25 protein-coding genes and 2 tRNA genes are annotated in these 22,759 nt (G+C 39.0%); 9 read left to right on the top strand and 18 right to left on the bottom strand.

Annotated elements, in window-relative coordinates; genetic code table 11:
* Positions 1-117 precede the first annotated feature (117 nt).
* A complete protein-coding gene (locus tag AC1DDK_RS06555) occupies positions 118-549 on the top strand; it encodes a hypothetical protein (protein ID WP_337716858.1) in 432 nt (143 codons plus the stop codon).
* A 4-nt stretch (positions 550-553) separates the two neighbouring features.
* Here AC1DDK_RS06555 and AC1DDK_RS06550 read toward each other — a convergent pair whose 3' ends face one another.
* Together AC1DDK_RS06550 and AC1DDK_RS06545 are read right to left on the bottom strand one after the other, a co-directional pair.
* On the bottom strand, positions 554-1,135 hold the full coding sequence (locus tag AC1DDK_RS06550; protein ID WP_337716856.1) for a MiaE family protein: 582 nt from the start codon (positions 1,133-1,135) through the stop codon (positions 554-556).
* Positions 1,136-1,177: 42 nt separating this feature from the next.
* The gene (locus tag AC1DDK_RS06545) at positions 1,178-3,058 is read right to left on the bottom strand and encodes a beta-N-acetylhexosaminidase (protein WP_337716855.1); all 1,881 of its coding nucleotides are present in this window, start codon (positions 3,056-3,058) and stop codon (positions 1,178-1,180) included.
* A 120-nt stretch (positions 3,059-3,178) separates the two neighbouring features.
* Here AC1DDK_RS06545 and trhA point away from each other — a divergent pair, with 120 nt between their 5' ends.
* The 4 genes from trhA to AC1DDK_RS06525 all read left to right on the top strand — a co-directional run bounded on the left by trhA (position 3,179) and on the right by AC1DDK_RS06525 (position 5,488).
* Positions 3,179-3,817: a PAQR family membrane homeostasis protein TrhA gene (gene trhA, locus AC1DDK_RS06540; protein ID WP_172660203.1), complete on the top strand. Its 639-nt coding sequence runs from the start codon at positions 3,179-3,181 to the stop codon at positions 3,815-3,817.
* Between the two features lie 81 nt (positions 3,818-3,898).
* Positions 3,899-4,462, top strand: coding sequence for an RNA polymerase sigma factor (locus tag AC1DDK_RS06535; RefSeq protein WP_288879255.1), 564 nt, complete (start codon positions 3,899-3,901; stop codon positions 4,460-4,462).
* Entirely contained in the window at positions 4,443-4,712 is a 270-nt protein-coding gene (locus tag AC1DDK_RS06530) for a hypothetical protein (RefSeq protein WP_337716853.1), read from the top strand. Before AC1DDK_RS06535 ends, AC1DDK_RS06530 begins: the two co-directional genes overlap by 20 nt.
* Before the next feature lie 92 nt (positions 4,713-4,804).
* Entirely contained in the window at positions 4,805-5,488 is a 684-nt protein-coding gene (locus tag AC1DDK_RS06525) for an ATP-dependent Clp protease proteolytic subunit (RefSeq protein WP_337716851.1), read from the top strand.
* Here AC1DDK_RS06525 and AC1DDK_RS06520 read toward each other — a convergent pair.
* The 3 genes from AC1DDK_RS06520 to AC1DDK_RS06510 all read right to left on the bottom strand — a co-directional run bounded on the left by AC1DDK_RS06520 (position 5,485) and on the right by AC1DDK_RS06510 (position 7,842).
* Complete coding sequence (locus AC1DDK_RS06520) at positions 5,485-6,858, bottom strand: sensor histidine kinase (protein ID WP_337716849.1); 1,374 nt, start codon at positions 6,856-6,858, stop codon at positions 5,485-5,487. The two genes, AC1DDK_RS06525 and AC1DDK_RS06520, sit on opposite strands and share 4 nt — an antisense overlap.
* Before the next feature lie 126 nt (positions 6,859-6,984).
* Complete coding sequence (locus tag AC1DDK_RS06515) at positions 6,985-7,446, bottom strand: YybH family protein (RefSeq protein ID WP_172660198.1); 462 nt, start codon at positions 7,444-7,446, stop codon at positions 6,985-6,987.
* A 114-nt stretch (positions 7,447-7,560) separates the two neighbouring features.
* On the bottom strand, positions 7,561-7,842 hold the full coding sequence (locus AC1DDK_RS06510; protein ID WP_337716847.1) for a pirin-like C-terminal cupin domain-containing protein: 282 nt from the start codon (positions 7,840-7,842) through the stop codon (positions 7,561-7,563).
* A 193-nt stretch (positions 7,843-8,035) separates the two neighbouring features.
* Between AC1DDK_RS06510 and AC1DDK_RS06505 the strand changes: the two genes are divergently transcribed.
* Positions 8,036-8,896, top strand: coding sequence for a helix-turn-helix domain-containing protein (locus tag AC1DDK_RS06505; RefSeq protein ID WP_172660197.1), 861 nt, complete (start codon positions 8,036-8,038; stop codon positions 8,894-8,896).
* Between the two features lie 136 nt (positions 8,897-9,032).
* Here the strand turns inward: AC1DDK_RS06505 and AC1DDK_RS06500 are convergent, their stop codons facing one another.
* The 5 genes from AC1DDK_RS06500 to AC1DDK_RS06480 form a co-directional block, all read right to left on the bottom strand.
* The gene (locus AC1DDK_RS06500; RefSeq protein WP_337716846.1) at positions 9,033-10,433 is read right to left on the bottom strand and encodes an RtcB family protein; all 1,401 of its coding nucleotides are present in this window, start codon (positions 10,431-10,433) and stop codon (positions 9,033-9,035) included.
* A gap of 6 nt (positions 10,434-10,439) precedes the next feature.
* Complete coding sequence (locus tag AC1DDK_RS06495; RefSeq protein WP_337716844.1) at positions 10,440-11,171, bottom strand: hypothetical protein; 732 nt, start codon at positions 11,169-11,171, stop codon at positions 10,440-10,442.
* Positions 11,172-11,515: 344 nt separating this feature from the next.
* A tRNA-Pro gene (locus tag AC1DDK_RS06490) sits at positions 11,516-11,589 on the bottom strand.
* Between the two features lie 54 nt (positions 11,590-11,643).
* A tRNA-Pro gene (locus AC1DDK_RS06485) sits at positions 11,644-11,717 on the bottom strand.
* 484 nt (positions 11,718-12,201) lie between these two features.
* A complete protein-coding gene (locus AC1DDK_RS06480) occupies positions 12,202-13,110 on the bottom strand; it encodes an aldo/keto reductase (protein WP_172660194.1) in 909 nt (302 codons plus the stop codon).
* Between the two features lie 162 nt (positions 13,111-13,272).
* Between AC1DDK_RS06480 and AC1DDK_RS06475 the strand changes: the two genes are divergently transcribed.
* Positions 13,273-13,620, top strand: coding sequence for a DUF1622 domain-containing protein (locus AC1DDK_RS06475; RefSeq protein WP_172660193.1), 348 nt, complete (start codon positions 13,273-13,275; stop codon positions 13,618-13,620).
* 8 nt (positions 13,621-13,628) lie between these two features.
* Here the strand turns inward: AC1DDK_RS06475 and AC1DDK_RS06470 are convergent, their stop codons facing one another.
* The 3 genes from AC1DDK_RS06470 to AC1DDK_RS06460 all read right to left on the bottom strand — a co-directional run bounded on the left by AC1DDK_RS06470 (position 13,629) and on the right by AC1DDK_RS06460 (position 16,326).
* Complete coding sequence (locus AC1DDK_RS06470; protein WP_172660192.1) at positions 13,629-13,997, bottom strand: winged helix-turn-helix transcriptional regulator; 369 nt, start codon at positions 13,995-13,997, stop codon at positions 13,629-13,631.
* A 198-nt stretch (positions 13,998-14,195) separates the two neighbouring features.
* Positions 14,196-15,011, bottom strand: coding sequence for a slipin family protein (locus tag AC1DDK_RS06465; protein WP_288879227.1), 816 nt, complete (start codon positions 15,009-15,011; stop codon positions 14,196-14,198).
* 28 nt (positions 15,012-15,039) lie between these two features.
* Positions 15,040-16,326, bottom strand: coding sequence for an NfeD family protein (locus tag AC1DDK_RS06460; RefSeq protein ID WP_337716842.1), 1,287 nt, complete (start codon positions 16,324-16,326; stop codon positions 15,040-15,042).
* Between the two features lie 417 nt (positions 16,327-16,743).
* Between AC1DDK_RS06460 and AC1DDK_RS06455 the strand changes: the two genes are divergently transcribed.
* Positions 16,744-17,088, top strand: coding sequence for a hypothetical protein (locus tag AC1DDK_RS06455; RefSeq protein ID WP_288879225.1), 345 nt, complete (start codon positions 16,744-16,746; stop codon positions 17,086-17,088).
* Between the two features lie 7 nt (positions 17,089-17,095).
* Here the strand turns inward: AC1DDK_RS06455 and AC1DDK_RS06450 are convergent, their stop codons facing one another.
* Genes AC1DDK_RS06450 through AC1DDK_RS06440 form a run of 3 tightly spaced genes read right to left on the bottom strand, consistent with a single transcriptional unit; the run spans position 17,096 to position 20,066 of the window.
* Entirely contained in the window at positions 17,096-18,640 is a 1,545-nt protein-coding gene (locus AC1DDK_RS06450) for an ADP-ribosylglycohydrolase family protein (protein WP_337716838.1), read from the bottom strand.
* An 8-nt stretch (positions 18,641-18,648) separates the two neighbouring features.
* Positions 18,649-19,449, bottom strand: a complete 801-nt coding sequence (locus AC1DDK_RS06445) for a glycerophosphodiester phosphodiesterase (RefSeq protein WP_172660187.1) — start codon at positions 19,447-19,449, stop codon at positions 18,649-18,651.
* Between the two features lie 8 nt (positions 19,450-19,457).
* On the bottom strand, positions 19,458-20,066 hold the full coding sequence (locus AC1DDK_RS06440; RefSeq protein ID WP_172660186.1) for a hypothetical protein: 609 nt from the start codon (positions 20,064-20,066) through the stop codon (positions 19,458-19,460).
* 157 nt (positions 20,067-20,223) lie between these two features.
* Here AC1DDK_RS06440 and AC1DDK_RS06435 point away from each other — a divergent pair, with 157 nt between their 5' ends.
* Complete coding sequence (locus AC1DDK_RS06435) at positions 20,224-20,763, top strand: RBBP9/YdeN family alpha/beta hydrolase (RefSeq protein ID WP_172660185.1); 540 nt, start codon at positions 20,224-20,226, stop codon at positions 20,761-20,763.
* A 113-nt stretch (positions 20,764-20,876) separates the two neighbouring features.
* Here the strand turns inward: AC1DDK_RS06435 and AC1DDK_RS06430 are convergent, their stop codons facing one another.
* Positions 20,877-21,488, bottom strand: a complete 612-nt coding sequence (locus AC1DDK_RS06430; RefSeq protein WP_288879222.1) for a sugar phosphate isomerase/epimerase family protein — start codon at positions 21,486-21,488, stop codon at positions 20,877-20,879.
* 60 nt (positions 21,489-21,548) lie between these two features.
* Positions 21,549-22,745 carry a GAF domain-containing sensor histidine kinase gene (locus AC1DDK_RS06425; RefSeq protein ID WP_477611811.1) on the bottom strand — a complete coding sequence of 399 codons (1,197 nt, stop codon included), beginning with the start codon at positions 22,743-22,745 and terminating at the stop codon, positions 21,549-21,551.
* Between the last annotated feature and the right edge of the window lie 14 nt (positions 22,746-22,759).

Genomic DNA, 22,759 nt, shown 5'->3' with positions numbered 1-22,759 from the left:
TGTAAGCAAAAAAACTAAATCTGGTTAATATTTACTTAATAATCCATTAATCAGAAAATCTTTATCAATTTATGTGGAGATAAAAATTAGCATATATTTGAAGGTACTCATCATTATATGAAGAAATTTGCAGAAATTCTATGTTTAATTGTCGCTTTCGCGACATACGGTTGTTCAAGTACTAGCGTAGAACAAGATAACACCAAAACATTATATCGCGCTATAAGTAAAGATGATACTGCTACTTTTAAAATAAACATTACTGACAAGGAGTTCTTCGGGCAGCTTGAAATAAATTACCATGGTCTCTATAAAGATTCCGGTGATGTAACCGGAATTGTAAAAGGAGACGAACTAAAGGGAACTTATCGCTTTCAGCATTATGGAGTTGAGACATGGCACAAGGCTCCCATAGCATTGTTAAAAAAAGACGGAAAGTTAATTATGGGCGAAGGTTCAATGGAAATTTATATGAACATACGTTACTTCAAAAAAAACGTTCCAATCAATTATCAAGACGCAAAGTTTGTGTTTGAAAAGATGAAGTAAACAATTAGCCGTGAATGGCTTCCTTATTGCCGAAACTTTGTATAAGCTCACCTTCAAATTCAAGCCATTCTTTCCATCTTTTATCCACATCAATATCAATGGTATATTTGCGGGCGAAGTTCAGAAAAGTAGTATAGTGGCCAGCTTCTGACACCATCAGGTCATAATAGAATTTTGCAAGTTCTTCATCTTTGATGTTTTGCGACAGTACGCGGAAGCGCTCACAACTTCTGGCTTCAATCATCGCCGCAAATAAAAGACGGTCAATAAAAGCCGAGTTTCTGCTTCCATCCCTTCGACTGAATTTAACCAATTGACCAACATAGTCGTCTTTACGCTCACGACCAAGTGTATACCCACGTTTCTCAATTATATCAACCACCATCTTAAAGTGTTGCATTTCTTCAATAGCAATAGCTGTTAATTCCTGCACCAAATCCATATGTTCTGAATTATTGGCGATCAGGGTAATGGCATTCGTTGCTGCTTTTTGTTCACACCAGGCATGGTCAGTCAAAATCTCTTCTAAATTCGATTCAGCAATGTTTGCCCACCGCGGGTCCGTCAATAATTTTAATCCAAGCATGGTAATAAATATCTTCTTTAGGCCAAAATTAGTAAGATTTGCTTACTCTTCCGTACGCTTTTCCAGATCTTTTATACTAACAGTAATCATTTTACCCATTGGTTTGCTATCGAGGTAAGTTAAAACCCTTAAATGATCTGCTCCTTTTGGTACTGTAAGGGTATCGGTATACTTTGGAGAGAAGTTATCCGGATAAGTATTATCAAACGTATAATAGATGTCTAATTTCTTTATCTCGGTAGCTAATGCAATACGCAGCGTTTTATTAACAGTGTCTTTTAAAGGTTTTATTGTGGCATCATACACACTTCTTGCATAGTTGATATTTGCTACATCATACCTTTCAAGATTATGCTCCATACGGGAGATAAAGCTATCCCATCCCTTGTTTTCTTTTTGCGACCAGAAAACTTCAGCCAAGGCAAAGGCACGGGGCCAGGTCATGTATTCTACATGGCGGTAATTCGGAACAGATTCTGTCCACAAATTGCCCTGACCTCCTAATATCAGTGAAGGATCAGGTATTTCAGCCGGAATGGGTTCAAAATTATAACAACTTGATAAGGTAAGCATAGAATAAGTTGGTGGTTCTGCAGCTGGGTCTCCCTGATAAAGATCAAGATAACAATTATCGGCAGGAGTCATTATCACATGGTGATTCATTTTTGCTGCTTCGATGCCTCCTTTCATTCCTCTCCAGCTCATTACCGTAGCTTCGGGTGCCAATCCACCTTCCAGAATTTCGTCCCACCCCATCATTTTTTTGCCTTTAGACTTAACGATGTTTTCCATACGCCTGATGAAATAACTTTGCAGTTCTTCCGGGGTTTTCAGGTTTTCGTCCTTCATTCTTTTCTTGCATTTTTTGCAGTCTTTCCAAAATCCCTTAAAACATTCGTCACCACCAATATGGATATACTGACCGGGGAAAAGCGCTGCCACTTCTCCCAATACTTTTTCCATAAACACGAAACTTTCCTCGTTACCCGGACATAATGCATTGTCATCAACACCATAAAAGGTATTGCCAACATTTACCTTAAAGGGCCCGCCTGTGCATGACAAGTTCGGATAAGCAGCAAGTGCAGCTAAACTGTGTCCGGGAACATCAATTTCGGGCAGGATGGTTACAAAACGTTGCTGAGCATATTTAACAATTTCCTTAACATCTTCCTGGGTATAATACCCTCCATAATCTGCAACCTCATTTGCCCCTTGTGGATCACGTTTCCACCATAAGCCCATTCTTGGAGCACGCCAGGCCCCTACTTCAATAAGTTGTGGTAAGCTTTTAATTTCTATCCTCCATCCCTGATCATCAGTTAAATGCCAATGAAATACATTCATTTTGTATTTAGCAAGCTGGTTGATGTATTTTTTAACCACTTCTTTTGGGAAATAATGCCTGCTTACATCAAGCATTAAACCCCTCCATCCAAATCTTGGATAGTCTGTTATTTTAACGCAGGGTATAGACCATACTTTATTTTTAATAATCTCTGCACTTTCTATTTCTTTTGGCAACAGTTGCATTAAAGTTTGCATGCCATAAAAAAGACCTGCAGGCTTGTTTGCCTGGATAGTAATCTTGGCTGGCTTAACATCTAAAGTATACCCTTCTTCGCCTATCTGCTTATTGTAAGCTTTGTTCATAGCTAACTGAATGGTTGAAACTCCCCCCGATGCGTGACTTAATGTAAAGCCTGTTGGCACTTTGATCATAGCAGCGAATAATTCTGCTATTTCTTTATTTGCAGGAGCTGCAATCAGTTTAGTAGTCTTGCTTATTTTGAAGCTACCTGGAAGCCTTTGAAACTTTACTGGCTGCGGAATTAGGGCCGGAACACCTTCTACGGCAAATATATTTATGGAGAATAGCATGCAAAGCGTAAATATTGCTATCCTCAAGTATCTGAAATTCATATTTAGTGGATTAGGTAAGCCTTCATAATTTAAAGGTTTGGACAACTAAGATAATTATTTACATTACAATAAACATTGGTATATAGGTAACTTTTACAAAGTTCAATTGTTACTTATTTGATGGGGGAACTTAAATACAAGTATACCAGAAAACAAGAACTGGTTCATGGACTGATACATGGTATTGGAGTCGTATTTGGCGTTAGTGGCCTCCCGGTATTAGTAGGAATTGCAACCGCTCACAACAATGTCCCGGCAATTGTCGGCGCCGGAATATACGGCTTTTGCTTTATGCTTTTATTTACTTGCTCAATGGTATACCACCTGGCCCTGGAACCGGCAGTAAAAAGATTATTCGAAATCTTTGATCACATTAGTATTTATTTCCTGATTGCCGGAACCTACACTCCTTTCCTACTCATCTATATGAACAACCATTTCGGTATCACCCTGCTTTCGGTATTATGGGGACTAACGCTTTTAGGTGTATTTTTTAAAATATGGTTTACGGGCAAGTTTAATATAGTGTCAACAATTATTTACTTGCTTATGGGCTGGATGATGGTTATTGGAGGCAATAGATTCTTTTCAGTGCTTCCGGAATCTGTGGTCATTATGCTTTTTATCGGTGCGGCATTATATTCGGCCGGAACTATTGTCTACCTATTTGGTAAACGATCATATACGCATTCCTTATGGCACGCAATGGTACTTGCCGCAGCAATTTGCCATTATGTAGCCGTATTGCTTTCTATGTAGAAAAAAAATAGTAAAAAATAATTACCAGATTTGGGTGATATTTATGTCCAAACTGGCACATACTATTAAAACATAGTTGCAATGGTTACAAAACTCAATAAAGATAAAGTAAGCACAGATAATGAAGCTTTGCTGATGTCGCTGTACCAGGATACTTTTCCTCTTGTAGCAAGCCATGTGAGTAGAATGGGCGGATCATTTGATGAAGCCAAAGATATTTTTCAGGATGCGCTGATCATTTATTATGAAAAAGTAAAGCATGCTAAGATAGTGCTTAAACATAGCGAAAAAGCATACCTTTTTGGCATTACCAAATATCTTTGGAATAAACGGTACAAAGAAACCAGCAAGCAGCTGCCTCTTGATCAATTGAATATTGAACTAGATGAAGACGCAGCCCCGGCTGATTCTGTCTATGAAGAGGTATCTTCTTCCAGATTACTTCATTTGATGCAAACGGCAGGTCAGAAATGTATGCAGCTCCTAAGCGCTTTTTATTATGAAAAGCTGAATATGGAAACACTGGCTGAACGATTTGGATTTTCAAGCGCCCGGTCAGCAACTGTTCAGAAATTTAAATGCCTCGAAAAAATAAAAGAAACTGTAAAAGAAAAATCATTGGAATATGAAGACATCATGGAATGAGCTGCGATTAATAGAGGATTTTCTTTTATCTGATACAGATACAGAAGACATACTCCTTTTTGAAGCTAATCTTCTGCTTCAACCAAATTTAAAGGAAAGTGTTTTTTGGCAGCAAAAAACATATAGTCTGGTCCATAAATTCGGAAGACTGCAGCTGAGAAAAGAAATAGATCAGGTACATGAAAAGTTGTTTACTGCTCCAGAGCATCATTCTTTCAGGCAAAAGATCATGCAGCTTTTCGGCAAATAACTTCCGCATTTAATTTAGCACTAACAATTATACCCCTCCAAACCAGAGGCATGGGCAATCTATGCCTAAAAATTTAACTAATAACAACAGACATGAAGAACAACGAATTTCGCAATTATGCAATAAAACACCATCGGATCAACAGTCTACATGTAGATCGTCACATCTCCCAAACATCAGCCAATGTTGGTCCATTTGCTATGACCCCCTACATCATAGAAGAACGGCAATTAAACGTAGCGCAGATGGATGTATTTTCACGTTTGATGATGGATAGGATTATATTTATTGGTGAGCCTATAGACGATAGAAATGCCAATGTGATACAGGCACAATTACTCTTTTTACAGTCTGCCGATGCTGAAAAAGACATCCAGCTATATATCAATTCTCCAGGTGGATCAGTCTACGCCGGGCTTGGTATTTATGACACCATGCAATATATAAGGCCTGATGTTGCCACAATCTGTACAGGTATTGCACTCTCTATGGCTTCAGTATTGCTTTGTGCAGGTACAGATGGGAAACGCTCCGCCCTAAAACACTCAAGGGTAATGATCCATCAAGCCTCTGGCGGAACGCAAGGAACTGCTGCAGACATGGACATCAGTATCAGAGAGGTACTTAAGATTCAAAACGAATTGTACCAGATCATTGCTGAGCGTAGTGGTCAGAGCTATGATAAAATAAATGAAGTTGCAGCTCGCGATTATTGGATGACAGCTACAGAAGCCAAAGAATTCGGTATGATTGACGAAATATTGGGGTATTCCTAAATCTGAGGAGTTTGGGAAGCCAATTCTTTACTTGAGTCTGTAGTTAAGTAATTACCAGTGTGTGAACCCACAATGCCTTCATCATTCGCTTCAGGGAATTCTAATGTGAAGGTTGTTCCATTACCCGGTACGCTATGAAAACTGATCTTACCTTTCTGCATCTCAGTGTACTCCTTGCATAAGTTCAGGCCAAGCCCAACACCTTTTTCGTTGCTTGTGCCGTAAGTAGATGCGGCATTCAGCTCAAAGAGATTTCCCTGCCTTGCCACCGGAATGCCCACGCCGTTATCCATAATATGTAACCTCACACGACCAGAATCTCTGGAACTATATATTTGAATATTCCCACCTGGCAGCGTAAACTTAATCGCATTATTAATCAGGTTGCGGATCACCAGTTTAAGCATATCCAGATCCGCCGTAAGCTCGGCAGAGGGATCAATATTCACACCGATTGTGACCGTTTTTATATCTGCTGCTGCTTGTTGTACAGCCAAACAGGTTGATACTATTTCAAACAGGTTCAGTCTCACCATATTTACGCTGGTACCACCGTCCATCTGCGATTTTGTCCAGTTCAATAAATTATGCAGCAGCACTTGCGTGTTTTTTGTTTCATTAAGCAGGTTCTTTTCCAGAAATCGGCGTTCATCCGGCGATAATTCATATTCATGGAGCATTTCAAGAAAACTGGCAATTGAATTTAACGGAGAACGCAGGTCGTGCGATAAAATAGATAATAACCGGGTTTTGGAATCATTGGCGTCTTTTAAAGCAAGGGAAGCAGCCAGGGCATTATTCTTTTCCCGTTGATAACTGTTGATCAGGTAAGAAAATACCGCACCCATACAAACAACTACACAGATATAAGTTGTAGCTGTGTCCAAAAACAGATCACTTCGCTTTGCATAGGTGACTTTTACAAATCCTCTGTTATAATACTCAACCAACAATAACCCACCAACAATACCCACGTTAATCAGCATCCAAAATACATACTGCCTGGTCGGCATTACAGACAAAGTAAAAACCAGCGAAAGAAGATAAAGTATCAATGTAGGTCCATGTATACCTGAATTGATGAAATAGTTAAATGCCATCAATAAGCTCGTACCTGCACTAAATATGATAAAGCTAAGCTGCAGTCTTCCAAAATATCTGGAATTGATGTACATCGCTGCAGTTACCATCCAGCCAGCTGAGAGTGCTATATTGGCTAATGGCACCTTTATCACAATATTTACCAGCACTGCCAAAGGAAGACCGATCATAGCGATCAGGCTAACTTCATGAAAAATTCTGGCCTGGAGTGGCGTGTCAGCACTGTTACCGATCAATTTGGCATGCAGCCCTTTAATAGATTTGATCATCAAATATTTGCCAATTTTAAAAGCAGTAAATCTAAGAAAAATCTACTCACATAATTGGCACTGTTTAAAAAGCCAAGGTCTTTTTATTAACTTCCGACATACCGATTTAATACAGCACGACAGTTCCTAGCCTTCAGTCGTCGGCTTTAAACCTACCGAGGCCTTTCCTGTTTGAATGTCAAATGGGACTGAATTGTGCGAATGAACAATTAACCATTTCCCATTCATTTTCTGATAACAGGTAGTTTCCCTCCAGAACATATCCAGGATTCCCCCATCCTTCTTTGCGGCAAATACATGGTTTAAATTATAGCAGAAAGCTACATCCTCGCGCACCAAAAGAAAAGGCTCAGCAATCTCAAAACCAATCGGGCCTTCACCAAAAGTGGAGAACCAATTTTTCAGGCGCATTCTGATGTCATCCAGACCTGAAAGCTGAAGCGGATCAACCACATCAAAAGAAACAATCCGGTGAGAATAAAATGATAAAGTCAATTCCAGGTTCTTTTGTCTTATCGCCTCAAGACGTTTATTTATTGTCCAGAGTACCTGGGCTTCCTGTGCAGCAAATTGATCGTTGTTTTTCATAATGTAATTGTTAACTCACCTAAACGGCCATCTCAATCTCCAAGGCGCCTAGCTATAACCGATAAGTTGCAGAAATTGTTTCGCCTGTTCATTCTTTGTCTTACATTTTACAATTTATCGCAGCGATGATAGATTAATACTTCCGTAGGCTCCGGCAAAAAAGTCCCGGTAGGCAGTTGCTATATCAGCATAACTGTTCATAACAAACGGACCTTCTGCCACGATTGGTTCGTTATACGGCTTGCCTCCGAAAATGAGAATATCTGCTGCATTGATCTTATCGTTCTGAAAAACGATTCCTTGATACCTTCCTCCATCAGCAACATTTTGCTGTTGCCTAACACAATACCATTTACATCTATTCCGAAGCAGTGACAAATACAGCAACTTCATCATCCTTTCTCGGTGAAAATGAGAAACTGGAATTGGGATTCAGGCTATAAATAGCAGTGACCGGTGGTAGGCAGATCAAATGATTTCCTGCCATTTTTTGTTAACGATAGTAACTAAAATCTTAAGCTGGCATTCCCGAAATCTTGCATTTTGAAACCAGATTTGATATCTTGCTAAAGATTAAACGTCATCATAGATGAAGCTCAAACTACGAGAGGAAGATACAAATGGCGAATTGCTGATTTTTAAGGATGAACCAAGTTTCAGCAGGTTGTTTTATACCAAAGATCGATTCGACAAGTATTTTACCATTGCCTGGAATCCAGGAGAAAGCCAAGCCATCACTATCGACGGAGCTGAATATGTTTTTCCAAAGGATTCATTGGTAACTTTGCTGTTCAACCAATCCTTCAGCTTCGAAAATTCTGAGGGCATCGTTGCCTGGCAGTTTAACCGCGAATTCTATTGCATTATTGATCACGATAGCGAAGTAAGCTGTGTGGGATTCCTATTCAGCAGTACAGACCATTTGTTCATCCAGCTAGGCGACGAGGCAAAGCTAAAGCTGAAACTGCTCTGCGATGTGTTCATTGATGAGTTTAAGATTTCCGACAATATCCAGAATGAAATGCTGCTGGTATTATTAAAGCGTCTGATCAGCTATGTGACGCATTTGGCTAAAGCGGGGCATGTTCCAGTAAAGAAACTGCCGGACGAACGGTTCCATATTATCCGAAAGTTCAATCTGCTGGTTGAGGCAAACTTCAAATCGGAACATTCCGTTAGTTTTTATGCCGGACAGCTTTGCAAATCGCCCAAGACATTGTCTAATCTTTTTGCGATCTTCAACCAGAAGACCCCTTCGCAACTTATCCAGGAAAGGATTATCGTAGAAGCCAAACGGCTTTTATATTATACTGATAAATCTGTAAAACACATCACTTTTGAACTTGGTTTTGAGGACATGGCCTATTTCTCCAATTTTTTCAAAAAGAATATGGGTTTGTCGCCCTCCGACTTCAGGAATTCGCCAAAGGATTCCAAAGAAGGGAAATAACCTCAACTTATCGGAAAATATGGGTTTCTCATTAGATGGAGCCTGAATGCTTTCTGAATTATTTTATGTTATTATACCCGGCAGCATTGTGCCGGGCCCTTACCTGATGTAATCTGTATCATAATTTCCTTCATCACTACTCTTTATTCATTCTAACAATACGTGGATAAAATTTACCTTGTATTTCCACTAAATCATGTTGTGCAGTTATAACGGTTTCAATATCCTTATAAGCTAAAGGGTTCTCTTCAACCGTCCCTCCAATCAAGCTAACACGGGCATTAGCAAGCAACTTTTTCATGGCAGACACAGTCATACTATCCTTAGCCTTTTGCCTGCTCATAGCACGGCCAGCGCCATGTGATGCAGAGTATAATGCATCATAGTTTCCTTTGCCAGACACCAGATAAGCCGGTGTTGTCATGCTGCCAGGAATGATACCCAGTTCACCTTTATGCGCTGGGGTCGCCCCCTTACGGTGTATGATCACATCTTTACCATCAATTAATTTATCCTTCCAGGCAAAATTGTGATGGTTTTCCACCACATGGAGCGCCTTTAACCCTAATGCTTTTAAAAGGTTTGCATGAATGCGGTCATGACAAGCTTTAGCATAATCACCGGCCAATGTCATAGTAAGCCAATATTCCTGCCCGGCTTCGCTATTAATATCTAGCCAAGCTAGTTGTTGTGCGTACCGTGGTAGTTTACAGCTATCCATAGCTATTTTTGTGTAGTGTTTAGCTATAGCTGCACCTAAACCACGGCTTCCCGAATGTGTTAATAATGCAGTATACTTCTTAGCGGGTAATCCTAAGGTATTATCGGCCAACAATTCAATTTCGCCAAACTCTACAAAATGGTTACCATTGCCGGATGTCCCTAATTGCCTTACAGCTTTACCTCTTAATGGTTTCAAAAAAGATACTTCATTGAACACCAAACTATCTAAAACCTCATGTTCTTGCCTCATATCCAACCCACCTTCCATTCCAAAATGAGTGTGATTTTTTAATGCCTCCTTGATTTGATATTCAAATCTTTTTATAAAACTATCACTTTCATCAATAATAGAAAGCGCCATTCGGCAACCAATATCCATGCCCACTGCATATGGGATCACTGCATTATCTGTAGCCAACACACCACCAATTGGTAGCCCAAATCCCATGTGCGCATCTGGCATTAAAGCACTTTGTACGCTTACCGGCAACAGACCTGCAAGTTCCATTTGCTTTTTGGCTGATTGTTCAATACCCTTACCTCCGTATGTCTTACAGAATACCGGTTCATCGCGTAACTCGTAAGTTTTAAACGATGCCCCTTCTACTTTGCCTATTATCTTCTCAGCTATCTTACTTGTTAATTCATTATCCAAAAATGCTTGCGGATCATTGTTAATATTCACCAACAGATCCAGCAATTGTTGTTTACTATAGTGTTTGAAATTTTTGGAGGCTATGCCAATAACCAGGCTTCGCAGCTGATCATTATGATAACCTATTTTACTTAAATCTTTTGTTCTTAAATTGCCCATGTGGGTTTATGTTTCTAATTCCAGATAAGCTTCTTTTGGGCTGTATCTGGGTATGTTTTTAATTTTGTTAATGTATTTATTCTGCTCGTAAAACCATCCGCTCCAACGGTACCCTCTGCCTCGCGTTAGCAAGTTAATGCGTGGTTCTAGGTTATGATTATCAATATGATCGGCTATATATGATAGCTCTCTTTCAATATCCAGATCCATCAACTTTATATGCGTAATCATATGGGGTGTAACTTTTAACTTATATCGCCAAGGCTGAGTAAATACGTATTTTATACCTACGCGTCTGGTTTTAACATCAAAGGTTTCAACGCATGTAAAGCAAGCCTTTTCGTCGTCGGTTAAATTCACCTTTTTAGCATCCCAGCTATAAATGGAAAACTCACGCAATAATTGTTGCTTCACTTCGTACCCATAGCGCTTTTTAGGTCGCTTCTTCCGTTTGAACGTCTTATCGTAATGGTATTCAACGGTGTTTATCTTCGCAAGCAGTGTTTCATAAAACGCTGTCCTTGGACTATGTTTTAAATCTTCTCGAAGTACAAAAAAACGTTTCCAGCCACGTTGGTAGGGATGTTCTAATGGTACCAGTGGCAAAAGCCTCTTTTGTTGCCAAAGTTCTGCGCGTCGTTTGTCAAACTGTATCAGCTGCTTATCACGATCTGTTTTAACGAGTCGTCTTTTCTGACGTACCGATTTAATACGGTACGACCATTCCTGTGTGTTCATCACACTTTCATTTTAATTTTTTATTGAATTGGATTTCTAATCTCAGTTCGTCCTTGTGTAAGGATATACCCATTTAAAAGTGCTCAGAAAAACCCAATGAATTGGTGGAGACAAACATTGCAGAAATTACTTATGCAATTGTTAATTGTTTAATAAAACGGCGGTTTGACTGCCTTATTAGGCAATGAGCGAAAGGGGCGATATGTAGATATGCTCTGTCATGATTCCTTGATATTTTAAAGGTTAACAAATCAGGAATTGGATGCAAAGATATAAAATTATTTTAATCCATAGAGAATAAAAAAATCCTGTAAGCTAATAGCTTACAGGATCTAATAATTGTGTCGGGGTGGCAGGATTCGAACCTACGACCTCCTGCTCCCAAAGCAGGCGCGATACCGGGCTACGCTACACCCCGAACTGGTATCTGTTTTTACTGGTCAATATTAAACTACTCATCTAAGTAGTTGTGTCGGGGTGGCAGGATTCGAACCTACGACCTCCTGCTCCCAAAGCAGGCGCGATACCGGGCTACGCTACACCCCGAACTGGTATCTTCTTTTTCCCTTTTTCGAAGGGATTGCAAAGTAACAACTTTATTTTTATAAAAGCTAACTTTACTTTTTTTATTTCTAGCTTCATCAGCTAAGGCTGCAAAGATAGAAATAATTCATTTGCGTGCAAATATTTAAACACTAATTAGAGCTAAAAAACATCCTTTTACGATACATTAATCGGGTTTTAACTCTATATCAACCACTTAAAAAACATAAAAATTTAAAGTTTTTTAAGTAGCATAGGCATATTTGGGTTTCAGCATCAGTATTCTCCCCTTAGCAGTGAGTATTTGAATAGAATCAGAGGGAATTGTGGGTGGTCTTTTTGCTTAGAAAAAAATGCTAAAAAAAAGAAAGCGGGAATAAACCAGATTGGCCACTCCCGCTTAAATTAACGCTCTCACCGCAAATATACGACTGTAAATTGGATTACCTACTAATTTTTTAAAAAAAATGTAGGTTTCTTCTTAGAGCTACAAAGTGTTTTTTAGATTGCTGTTTTCAACCGAAACGTTATACAATTCATACCAGTCCTGATGATCTAGTTCTATAGTAAAGGCATTTACTGCGTTTCTTATTCTTTGTTCGTTTGTGGTACCAATAAGTGGTAAAGCGCCCAATTTAACTAACCACGCTACGGCCAATGATTCAATATGTACATTATATTTTGCACTTAATTCCTCTAACTTTTCGCGCACCTTAACGGCTTGTTTATCTGTTCCTGCAGCAATTCTGCCTTCTGCAAGAGGAGCGTAAGCCAGCGGGCGCATGTAACGTTGTTTGATATAATCAATCTGTCCGTTATCCAATGCCTGCATATTCAGAAGATTCAGCTCAATATGATTGGTTACAATTGGCTTAGTCAAATAAGAAGCCAATAACTGGTGCTGAAAAACGGAGAAATTTGCTACACCAATGTTTTTGATCTTACCTGATTCTTTCAGTCGCTCAAGGGTTAATGCTGTTTCTTCAAGATTAGAGATTGGATCTAGTTTATCTAATAAAAAGATATCGATATAATCAGTTCTCAAATTCTTTAATGATTGCTCTACACTGGCAATAATATGAGTTGCTGAGGTATTATAATGTTTAACTCTGATATCAGGGCGCTGTGCATTTGGAAGCCTTAGTCCGCATTTACTAAATAAAACAACCTCTTCTCTTTTAAAAGCGCCTTCTTTTAGCAACTCTCCAAATAATTGTTCGCATTTCTCGGAACCGTAACTGTCGCCATGTTCAAAGGTGTTAATACCCAGCTCCATGCACAAATAAAAAATCTTTTTTAAAGTAGCATCAGCATCCTTAACATCATCCCATCTGTAAAAACCGTATACTGCAGGTGACACTTTAGGCCCTGCATCTCCCATATAAATCTTTTGCATATTCTCTTTCTATAATTCAAATCTAAGCATTACTTCAATCTATATAAATTTTAGTAAAAAAATACTTACATTTTTTAAATAATTGTCTTTGTGCAATATTGGTGAATTTTATAATTGCATCCTAAATCGTATATTTAATTCAAACCCTATTCAGCAATAACCATGTCGCAGCTACTCCAAACTATATCTAATATCATTAGCTACGTCAGTATCGCAATTATCTGTTATGGTGCTGTAATAGGCTTATTTAAATTTATCAATAATGAATTTGGTAGATTCAACCGATCCTTTTCGTTAGAAAAAACTGTTCAGATAAAAATCGAGGTGGGGTATTATCTATTGCTTGGTCTGGAATTCTTAATCGCCTCCGACATCATTGATACCATACTTAATCCTTCATTTGAAGATTTAGGAATATTAGCCGGTACTGTACTTATCAGAACGGGCCTGTCTTTTTTCCTAAATAAAGAAATTGAGAATATCGCCAAAAACGATCCCTTAAAGGATTAGCTTCCTTTCTATGCTTTTATCTTTTCTCGGTGATTAAGCCCCCATATCACTAAACTCTCTGTTACCGGCAGCACACTGCTACCGTATTCAGTGATCGCATATTTTACGGTAATGGGTCGGGTATCCAGCACGGTCCGGGAAACAAGCAGATTAATCTCAAGATCATGCAGCTCTTTTGATAACATTTTGGCCGAAATGCCTTCTATTTCACGCTGGATTTTTTTGAAAGTATTCTGGCCATCCTTTCTATTGTTGAGGTATCGCATGATCCTTAGTTTCCATTTTCCACCAAGTATTTCGAGGCTATCACGAATTGCTGATAGTTCCTGTTCGCAGGTTGCCTCCTTTATATTTCCGTTGATATTTATTGTTGCCATACTTAAATGGGTTAACTAAAGGTAACCGGTTACCTTTAGTTAACCCATAACAAAAATAAACTATTGCCTCCTAATTTTGAAATAGAATTTCATATACTAATCAATAAAGTATGCAAATCAGGAAGATATTTCGCTGGATTTTTAGATTAAAATGTCGTTACAGCAAGCTCTCTAGTTACCATTACATTAGAGATATCATTAAGTAGGGTCATCACCACCTGCATCCTTAACTGGCTTATCTTCCTTTGGATGCAGTTCTACGGATGGTTGCATAAAAGGTTTCAACAGATCAATTGGTACCGGGAAAATCGTTGTTGAATTATTTTCTGTTGCAATTTCACGAAGTGTTTGCAGATAGCGCAGGGTAAGTGCGCTTGGCTGTTCGCTTAAGATCTTTGCAGCATCCGATAAACGTTGCGAGGCCTGGTACTCTCCCTCGGCAGAAATCACTTTTGAACGCCTTTCACGTTCTGCCTCGGCCTGTTTAGCCATTGCTCTTTGCATTTCCTGAGGAAGGTCTATCTGCTTTACCTCAACCGCCGTTACCTTTATGCCCCATGGTTCCGTTTTCAGATCAATGATCTGTTGCAGGTGCAGGTTTATTTTATCGCGTTGCGAAAGCAGGTCGTCAAGCTCCGATTGCCCCAGCACGCTACGTAATGTTGTTTGCGAAAACTGAGAGGTAGCAGTTAAAAAATTCTCAACCTCCACCACAGCTTTTTGAGGGTCTATTACCCTAAAATAAATCACAGCATTAACCTTTATAGATACGTTATCTCTTGTAATCACATCCTGAGGAGGCACGTCCATAACAATAATACGCAGTGATATTCTTACCATTTTATCTATAAAAGGAATCAAAAGAATCAATCCAGGTCCTTTTGCACCTTTGTCTAGCACCCTGCCCAAGCGAAAAACAACTCCCCGTTCATATTCACGAAGTATACGAATCGCGCTGGAAAGTACGATGACAGCAAAAAAAATGAGCACTATAATAAAAACATTGTAATACATAAACACCTCCTTTTAGTTAAAAATAGAATTATACAGTACGCCCTAGTGGCTCAACAAATAAAGTAAGCCCTTTAACCTTTATTACTTTTACAAGCTCACCCTTATTAATTTTTCCTTTAGTTGATTCCGCAGTCCACACTTCTCCATTTACCTGTAGCTGACCCTGTGGGTTAAGCAGACTCAGCGCTTCTCCGGTCTGGCCCAGTAAGATATTAATCCCTGTTACCGTTTTGAGTCGCTGTGCCCGCAAGCCTAAAACTATTACACAGAGAAAGAAAGTGGCACTTAAAACAGTAACTGAAATAACCACTCCCGTAGATATTTTAATCATATCTAATGAAGAACTTGACTTGAACAGCATTACCGAACCCAGAAACAACGAAACCACACCTCCAATTGCCAGCACCCCATGGCTAACCACCTTAATTTCGAGCAGAAAAAGAACCAGAGAAAAGACGATCAACATTAATCCGGCGTAATTAACAGGTAAAGTATTCATAGCATAAAAGGCAAGAATCAAACTAATTACCCCAACCACTCCTGGCAACACTGCTCCGGGGTTAAACAATTCAAAGTATATCCCTGCCATGCCCAGCATGAGTAAAACATAAGCAACATCGGGGTTACTGATAAAGTCAAGTAACTTCTCGGAAGCACTCATCTCTACATATTGAATTTTAGCTCCTTTGGTATGTAAAGTAACATTTCCGGAGCCTAGTTCTACATTTCGTCCATCTATTTGATTAAGTAATTCATTTTCATTTGCAGCGATATAGTCGATTACCTTCTTATTGAGTGCCTCATTTTCAGTAATCGACAAACTATTTCTGACTGCATCCTCGGACCATTCAAGATTGCGTTTTCGTTTTTCAGCTATACTTCTGATAAATGCTACGGCATCATTGGTGGCTTTTACATTCATTACTGAATCTGTCTTACCTACCAGGTTCACAGGGTGCGCAGCACCAATATTGGTTCCGGGTGCCATCGCGGCAACATGAGCTGCAAGGGTAATGAAAACTCCGGCAGAACCTGCATGTGAGCCGGATGGTGAAACGTAAACCACTACCGGAACTGGTGAGGTTAAAATATCGCTAACAATAGTACGGGTAGATTGTAGTAAGCCTCCCGGTGTATTGAGGTGAATAACCAGACATACTGCCTTTTCCTTCGTTGCCTTTTCAATTCCGTTATGTACAAAGGACGCTGAAACCGGATTAATTGCACCATCAATCTTTATCATCACAACCCTTTGTGCACTTAACATCAACGGGAAACAAGCTAGAAAAACCAAGAAGAATATCTTATTTTTCATACGGTTGAATTCATTACTCGTGTAATATATAAATATACTGAAAATCAACCACTTATTATTCTTTTTTAAGCAATATTAAAGGTAACTTTAATATGACCAGCCTATTGATATATTACTACCCAAATCTGCTACAGAAAGGAGTTCAATTATGGGAAAAGTTAGAAACATCTTACAAGAAAAAAACAGTTCTACAATTTATGTAAGCCTAAACACCACAGTCTTTGAAGCGTTGGAATTAATGTTTAAAAAAACATCGGATCGCTTATGGTTATGGTTATGGATTATAATATTTCTTTACCAGAAGATCACTATAGTAAGCGCATCTCTTTGATCATTTTTTTGAAAAAGGATTACAAAAATGGAAGAAAGACAGATAACTTTTTTTATTTTCGGCCCACATCTGCTTTTTAGAAATACATGAAACCTCCTTTTACCTGCTTATATTACCTGGAAAATGATTCCGATTGCTTACTGGAAGTGAAACGCAATGACCTGCCTGCAAATGCAGACATTGCTGACATATTCAGATGGCTGTACATAAACAAACAGACATTTGAAATTTCACCCCTGGTTTTCCGTTCAATGGATTCATCTGGCGAAGTACAGGAACGTTTCTTCGACCAGGGATACTTAAAATTTAACGACCAAACGGGCACTTATATTGAGAAATTTAATTCTGCACAGCATCAGCTTGAAAATAAAACAGGATTAGCCATTTCTGATGAACTACAGCATATGATAACACGCTATCTTAATCTATAAACTGATTCTATTTATGAGCCATTATCCCATCAATGGCTTTATCGCCATGGGTTATGTAATCCCATGCCCTTAAATAATATCCCTTTTTAGGATTCAAAACCTCAATTTTTATATGATGATTGCCACTGGCTAACTGATAGCGCCAGCAAATTTCATGTCTTCTGGTTCTGTAAGCGGTAGGTAAATGAGCAGTTTCGACGATCTGCCCATCAACATATACTTTGGCTTTAAGTTCATAATCATCCAGATTCTGATCATTTTTTCCGGCATTGCCGCGCAAAACAAATCCGGTTCCTTCAAAGTCAAACTCATAAACATCATCAATATTACGATTAAGTGGCTCTTTTGCTACAGGATAAATTCCCTCAAAACCTTTCTCCAAGCGCACCACCTCTGGTTTTTGCACCTTAATAATTACTTCGGCATCACCTACTTTGCCATTATTTGCAGCAATTGCTTTCAAAGCATGCTGATAACTTGTTTCATACACTTTATTTAAAGACATATTTGTGTATTTGAAGTTCAGATCCTCACTACCATTTAATCCTTTTTTCCAGTAATCCGGAATTTTACTGTAGCCTAGTATTGTTCCCAAAATCCCTCCAACGGTAGATGGGTTACAATCAGAATCCTGTCCGGAACGTGTAGCTATTTCCAACGTCCTTGTGTAGTCTCCTTTTCCGTAAAGCAGCCCCATTACCACATAAGCAGAATTAACTTTCGCATCAATGTCAAACGGACTGAATATACCCTCAGGACACCCTGCTTCTTCTGACCATTTCTTCTGAACCTCGTACCAGGTCTGCTTCCAATCGTTTGGATATTTTTTATGCCATTTGATTACATCGGCAATACATTTATAAAAATCACTTTCTTTTGGTATGGTTTTCAGAGCCTCATTCACCACGTAGTTCACATCGTCAGATAAAAAGGCCAGACTGTACATTGCCCCAACATAAACTCCGCCATACCATCCATCACCATAATTCATAATATGGCCAACTTTATCACTTAAAGTGCTTGCCGAATTTGGCATTCCCGGATGCATTAATCCTGCAAAATCTGCCTCTATCTGATAGTCAATATCATCAGCGTGTGGATTATTTAGCCAATGTCCGCTTTTTGGTGCTTTTATTCCATTAAGAATATTATAACGAGCAGCCTGGTTTGCATGCCATAAATTATAGGAAGCATTTGCAAAGGCATTTGCAAATGAATCAACAGGAGCATCAAAGCCAGCTCTATCCAATACTTCGACAAAAGTAAGGTCCATATATATGTCATCATATAAATCCGGCCATTCCAGCATCAGTTTTTTAACATATCCTTCTCCCCATGGGATTACCTGATAATCTTGTATAAAAGTACCATTGTGCCGGAACTCTGTATAACTTCCAAAGCTCACCCCAATAGTTTGGCCTGCCCAGCCTCCTTTTATTTTATCACGTAATTTCTCTTTTGTGAATGTTACAGTTTCTTTCTTGTGCTGCTTAAGGGTGAATGCAGACATCAAGACGGTCATTATAAGTCCGGGGATTAGTAATTTTTTCATCTTATTTTTTAATAGCTAAATAAATGATCGAATACGGAATCAATTTGAAAATAGAGCAGCCCAGTTGACTTTAATTTATCAGCCTGTTCTTTGGCCTTGCCCATAACATCAGACGATTTTAGCGCCCAGGAGTTAATCACACCTACGGCTAAAATATTATACTTACCAGCCCATTCAACATCTGATTCTGAAATACTATCAGAGAAAAGAAAATAGTTAGATGAAAGGTAATTGGTTTTAAGCATATTTTCTTCAAGCTGCTTTCTGGTACAGCTGAGCTTTATCTTTCCAGTAAAAAAATCAGTAGACTCATCTGTACCAATCATTAGCGCATTCTCGTATAGATGGTGTCTTTTCAGCATGTCTATCACTTTTGCAAATAGTAAGGTATCGTTTCCATCTATTTTATTATCAATCATAACCTGCAGTTTACCTTCGCAGTAATTGAGTACCTCCTCAAATTTTAATATTTTATTGCCTCTTTTATCTCTAAGCTTACTGATCTGCTCCCAGGTCATGGACGAAACATCCGCATCCAGACCAAAAGATCGTTTCAAATTCTTATCGTGATTTGTAATTAATACTCCATCTCTGGTTAACCTTAAATCCACTTCTACCATCCAGTAACCTCTATTTACTGCCTTTTCTAATGCTAAAAGACTATTCTCCGCAGAAAGGCTATCCACCACACCACCGCGATGGGCTATCAGTTTATAGTTGGCAGCGAATGAATGCTGTTTCGAATTCTGGCATACACCCACAGATTGGATCAAAGAAAGTAATAAACAGATTCCTATGGCAAACTTCATATTCTTTTCTATTCTATAAATGAAGGAAGGTACCCAGTTCTAAATGTCTTTACAACAGATTTTGGAGTTAAAACAGATAATTTTTCTTTCGGCAACAACTTTGCTATCCCATACCCTTCTACCGACCAGAGATACATCATTCCATTCCTTATTAAATAAGGTTCATTTTTAAAGATAATAAATGTGCCGTCTGGTAGTGCATCCGGGTATTCCAGAAAGGTAACCTTTTTGTTATTTTGATCAATCCTTTCCTGTTGAAGAATATCATCTATCGCTTTTATTGGTGTTTTAGCGTTAAATCCATATTCAGGATTTCCTTTTAACCAAAACGTTTTGAAAGCAGTCGCCTCAGCTCTGCGACACTCAAAACACGGTCGGTGACCAGCAGCAAATGAGGTGGGTTCATCAAGAAAAAACAACTCAGTATATTGTCCCGGAGCCATTACCGGCCGCTTCCTATCTTTAAATTCCAACACGCAGGTTATCCAGGCAGTGAGCTTAAAAAGGCGTCGAATCTCCTGCTTTTCATTGTGCAGCAATCCCCTATTCCCCATAAATGTACCCCTCGCAGGAGATTTGATAAGGTTGCCATATGGATCAACTCTGTTTTGTAACATGTCTTACAATTAAAATACCCTTGTAATTTAGCAAATATCATTTTTAAAATGGCTCAATAAGTTCATTACAGTTTACTAAATTGTGCGCAATATTAGGAGCTAAAATCTATACCTAAGCCCTATTAGAATAAAAGAATAAACAACTGCATTTAGAAAAATGGAAGCAAAAATTGTGATTATACCTGGACTAGGCGGTTCTGGAGATGACCATTGGCAAAGCTTTTGGTCGAGGAGCTTTGACAACGTCGTAAGGATCGAGCAGGAAAATTGGGATGAACCTGAATTGGAAAAATGGTTAGAAAAACTAAATGAGGCTATAGAAAAATTGGACTCGCCGGTTATTTTAGTTGCCCATAGTCTTGCGGTTTCACTAGTGCTTCATTGGGCGGTTAAATATGATAAATCTAAAATCAAAGGAGCATTGCTTGTAGCTCCTGCAGACGTTGATTCTCCTGAACACACCCCCGATGTTGTAAGAGGGTTTGCACCAATACCAATAATAAAGCTCGCTTTTCCATCAATAGTAGTGGCAAGTCTTAATGATCCTTACCTAAGCTTAAACAGAGCCAAATATTTTGCAGAACAGTGGGGCAGTGAATTCATAAATATCGGTGAGAAAGGCCATATTAATTCCGACTCAAACCTAGGATTTTGGGAGGAAGGCCAATTGATTTTACAGAAATTGCTAAAGTATTAAAAATACAAAGAAGTGGTAATGACAATCATGCTATCGTTGACAATCATACTACCGTCAACGTACGGCGCTCTTCTTTCGAGATGACGAGCGATCTGGTTATTTAACCAACCAGATCAACCGACTAAAGTTTTTACATAATTTAAACTTTGAGTAATACTCTTGTAAGGATCAATTTTAATAACATCCTGCTCCACAAAGAGATTTTCAAGTCCCGATAATTTAGCCTCGGCCAGAATACCCTTATAATCAATTCTGCCCGTTCCTACTTCAGTATAAACAGACTTGTCTGTTTTATCCATATCCTTCACGTGCCACATTTTAAAACGGCCCGGATTTTCTTTAAATAAAACCAAAGGATCATAACCTGCATTAATAAGCCAAAAAATGTCCAGCTCAAAACTAACTAGTCCAGGATCAGTCTCTTTTAAAAATACGTCATAGCCTGTTAGCCCATTACGCAAATCCTTGAACTCAAATGCATGATTGTGATATCCAAGTTTAAGTTGGTGATCTTTACATAATTCGCCTGCCCCGTTAAACTTTTGTGCCATTCGTTTATAGTCATTGATAGTGCCAGGTGTCCTGATATCTGTAGGCGTCGCCGGAACCACAAAATATTGCTGGCCAACTACAGCAGCGGTTTCGATATGAGATTTCAATACATCCTCATTTCCATCAGGGGATAAATAAGCAGTTACATTATAATGCCCGCTTGGAGAACTCATTTGATTGGCTTCAAGTAAACAATAAACCCATAAACGCCAATTAAGACAGGAATGATTGGATCACTTAGGCAAGTAAAGAAAAAAGGTAGACCCTACATCCATTGTAGATTCTACCTCAATACGTCCACGTAATCTCTCTACCTGCGATTTCACAGTACCAAGCCCAATACCATTTCCGATATTACTGAAGCGATCCAAAACGCCGGAACAATAGCCGTGCTCAAAAATACTGCTTAGAACCTCTTTCGACATACCAATGCCATTGTCGCCTACTACGAAAGTATATCCTTCTGCAGTTTGTTCAAACTTTATTTTAATCTCAGGATGAATTTTATCGTTATATCTTATGGCATTACTTAATAGGTTCAGCAATATCTGCTCCAATGCAATTCTGGAGGAACAAATTTCCGCGTCCAGCGGAAGTTGGAGTTTGCAATTTTCTGGTACAGTAAGCATACTGATTACTTCTTCCAGTAAATGGGTAAGGGAAAAAACTTCCTTCTCTTCTCCTACCCCTGTAGAAGTTTTTGTGTCCCTGAGCAGTTCATTAACGTAGTCCACTAGTTTCTTTGCTGAATTTAGCGAAATGTCAATAAAACGATAATAGCCATCATGCCCCGCCTTCTCTGCTTTACTTCTTAAAGCTTGTGCCGTAAGCATGATATTACCCAATGGATTTTTGATATCGTGGGCTACGCGCTCGGCAAATTTCTGAACCAAACCATTTGACTCTTCCAGCGCTTTATTCACTTCTTCATATTCGTATACTTTCTTACGTAGCTCGATCAATTGAAGCGCCTGTCGCCCCAGAATTTTCAATGCCCTTATCTGGCTGTCATTGAGCTGTTTCTTTTCATTACCAATAACACAGATACTCCCAAGTGCATATCCATCAGGATTTACCAGAGGAACACCTGCGTAGAAAACCACTTTATGCTGGGTTACCATCGGGTTATCAAAAAAACGAGAATCTTCAGTAGCATCGCTGACGATCATGATCTCCTGATCATCTATTATTGCATGGCTACAAAAAGTATAATCACGGTGATTTTCTGTTAATTCAGTCCCATATCTGGATTTAAACCATTGACGCTGCTCTCCAATTAAGGTAATCAAAGCAACTGGTGTCTGACAAATTTCTGCGGCCAGCATAGCAAGGTCATCGTACTCCTGCTCCTGTTCACTATCCATAAGCTGGTAGGAAGCAAGGGCCGATAGCCTGGCAGATTCATTTTCAGGTAGTGAAGCGACTTTCATGAATATATACGTTG

This window comes from Pedobacter sp. 05T44, from assembly GCF_056395985.1.
Note: the sequence above shows the minus strand (reverse complement) of the source record. Positions and strands in the feature narration are given on the sequence as shown.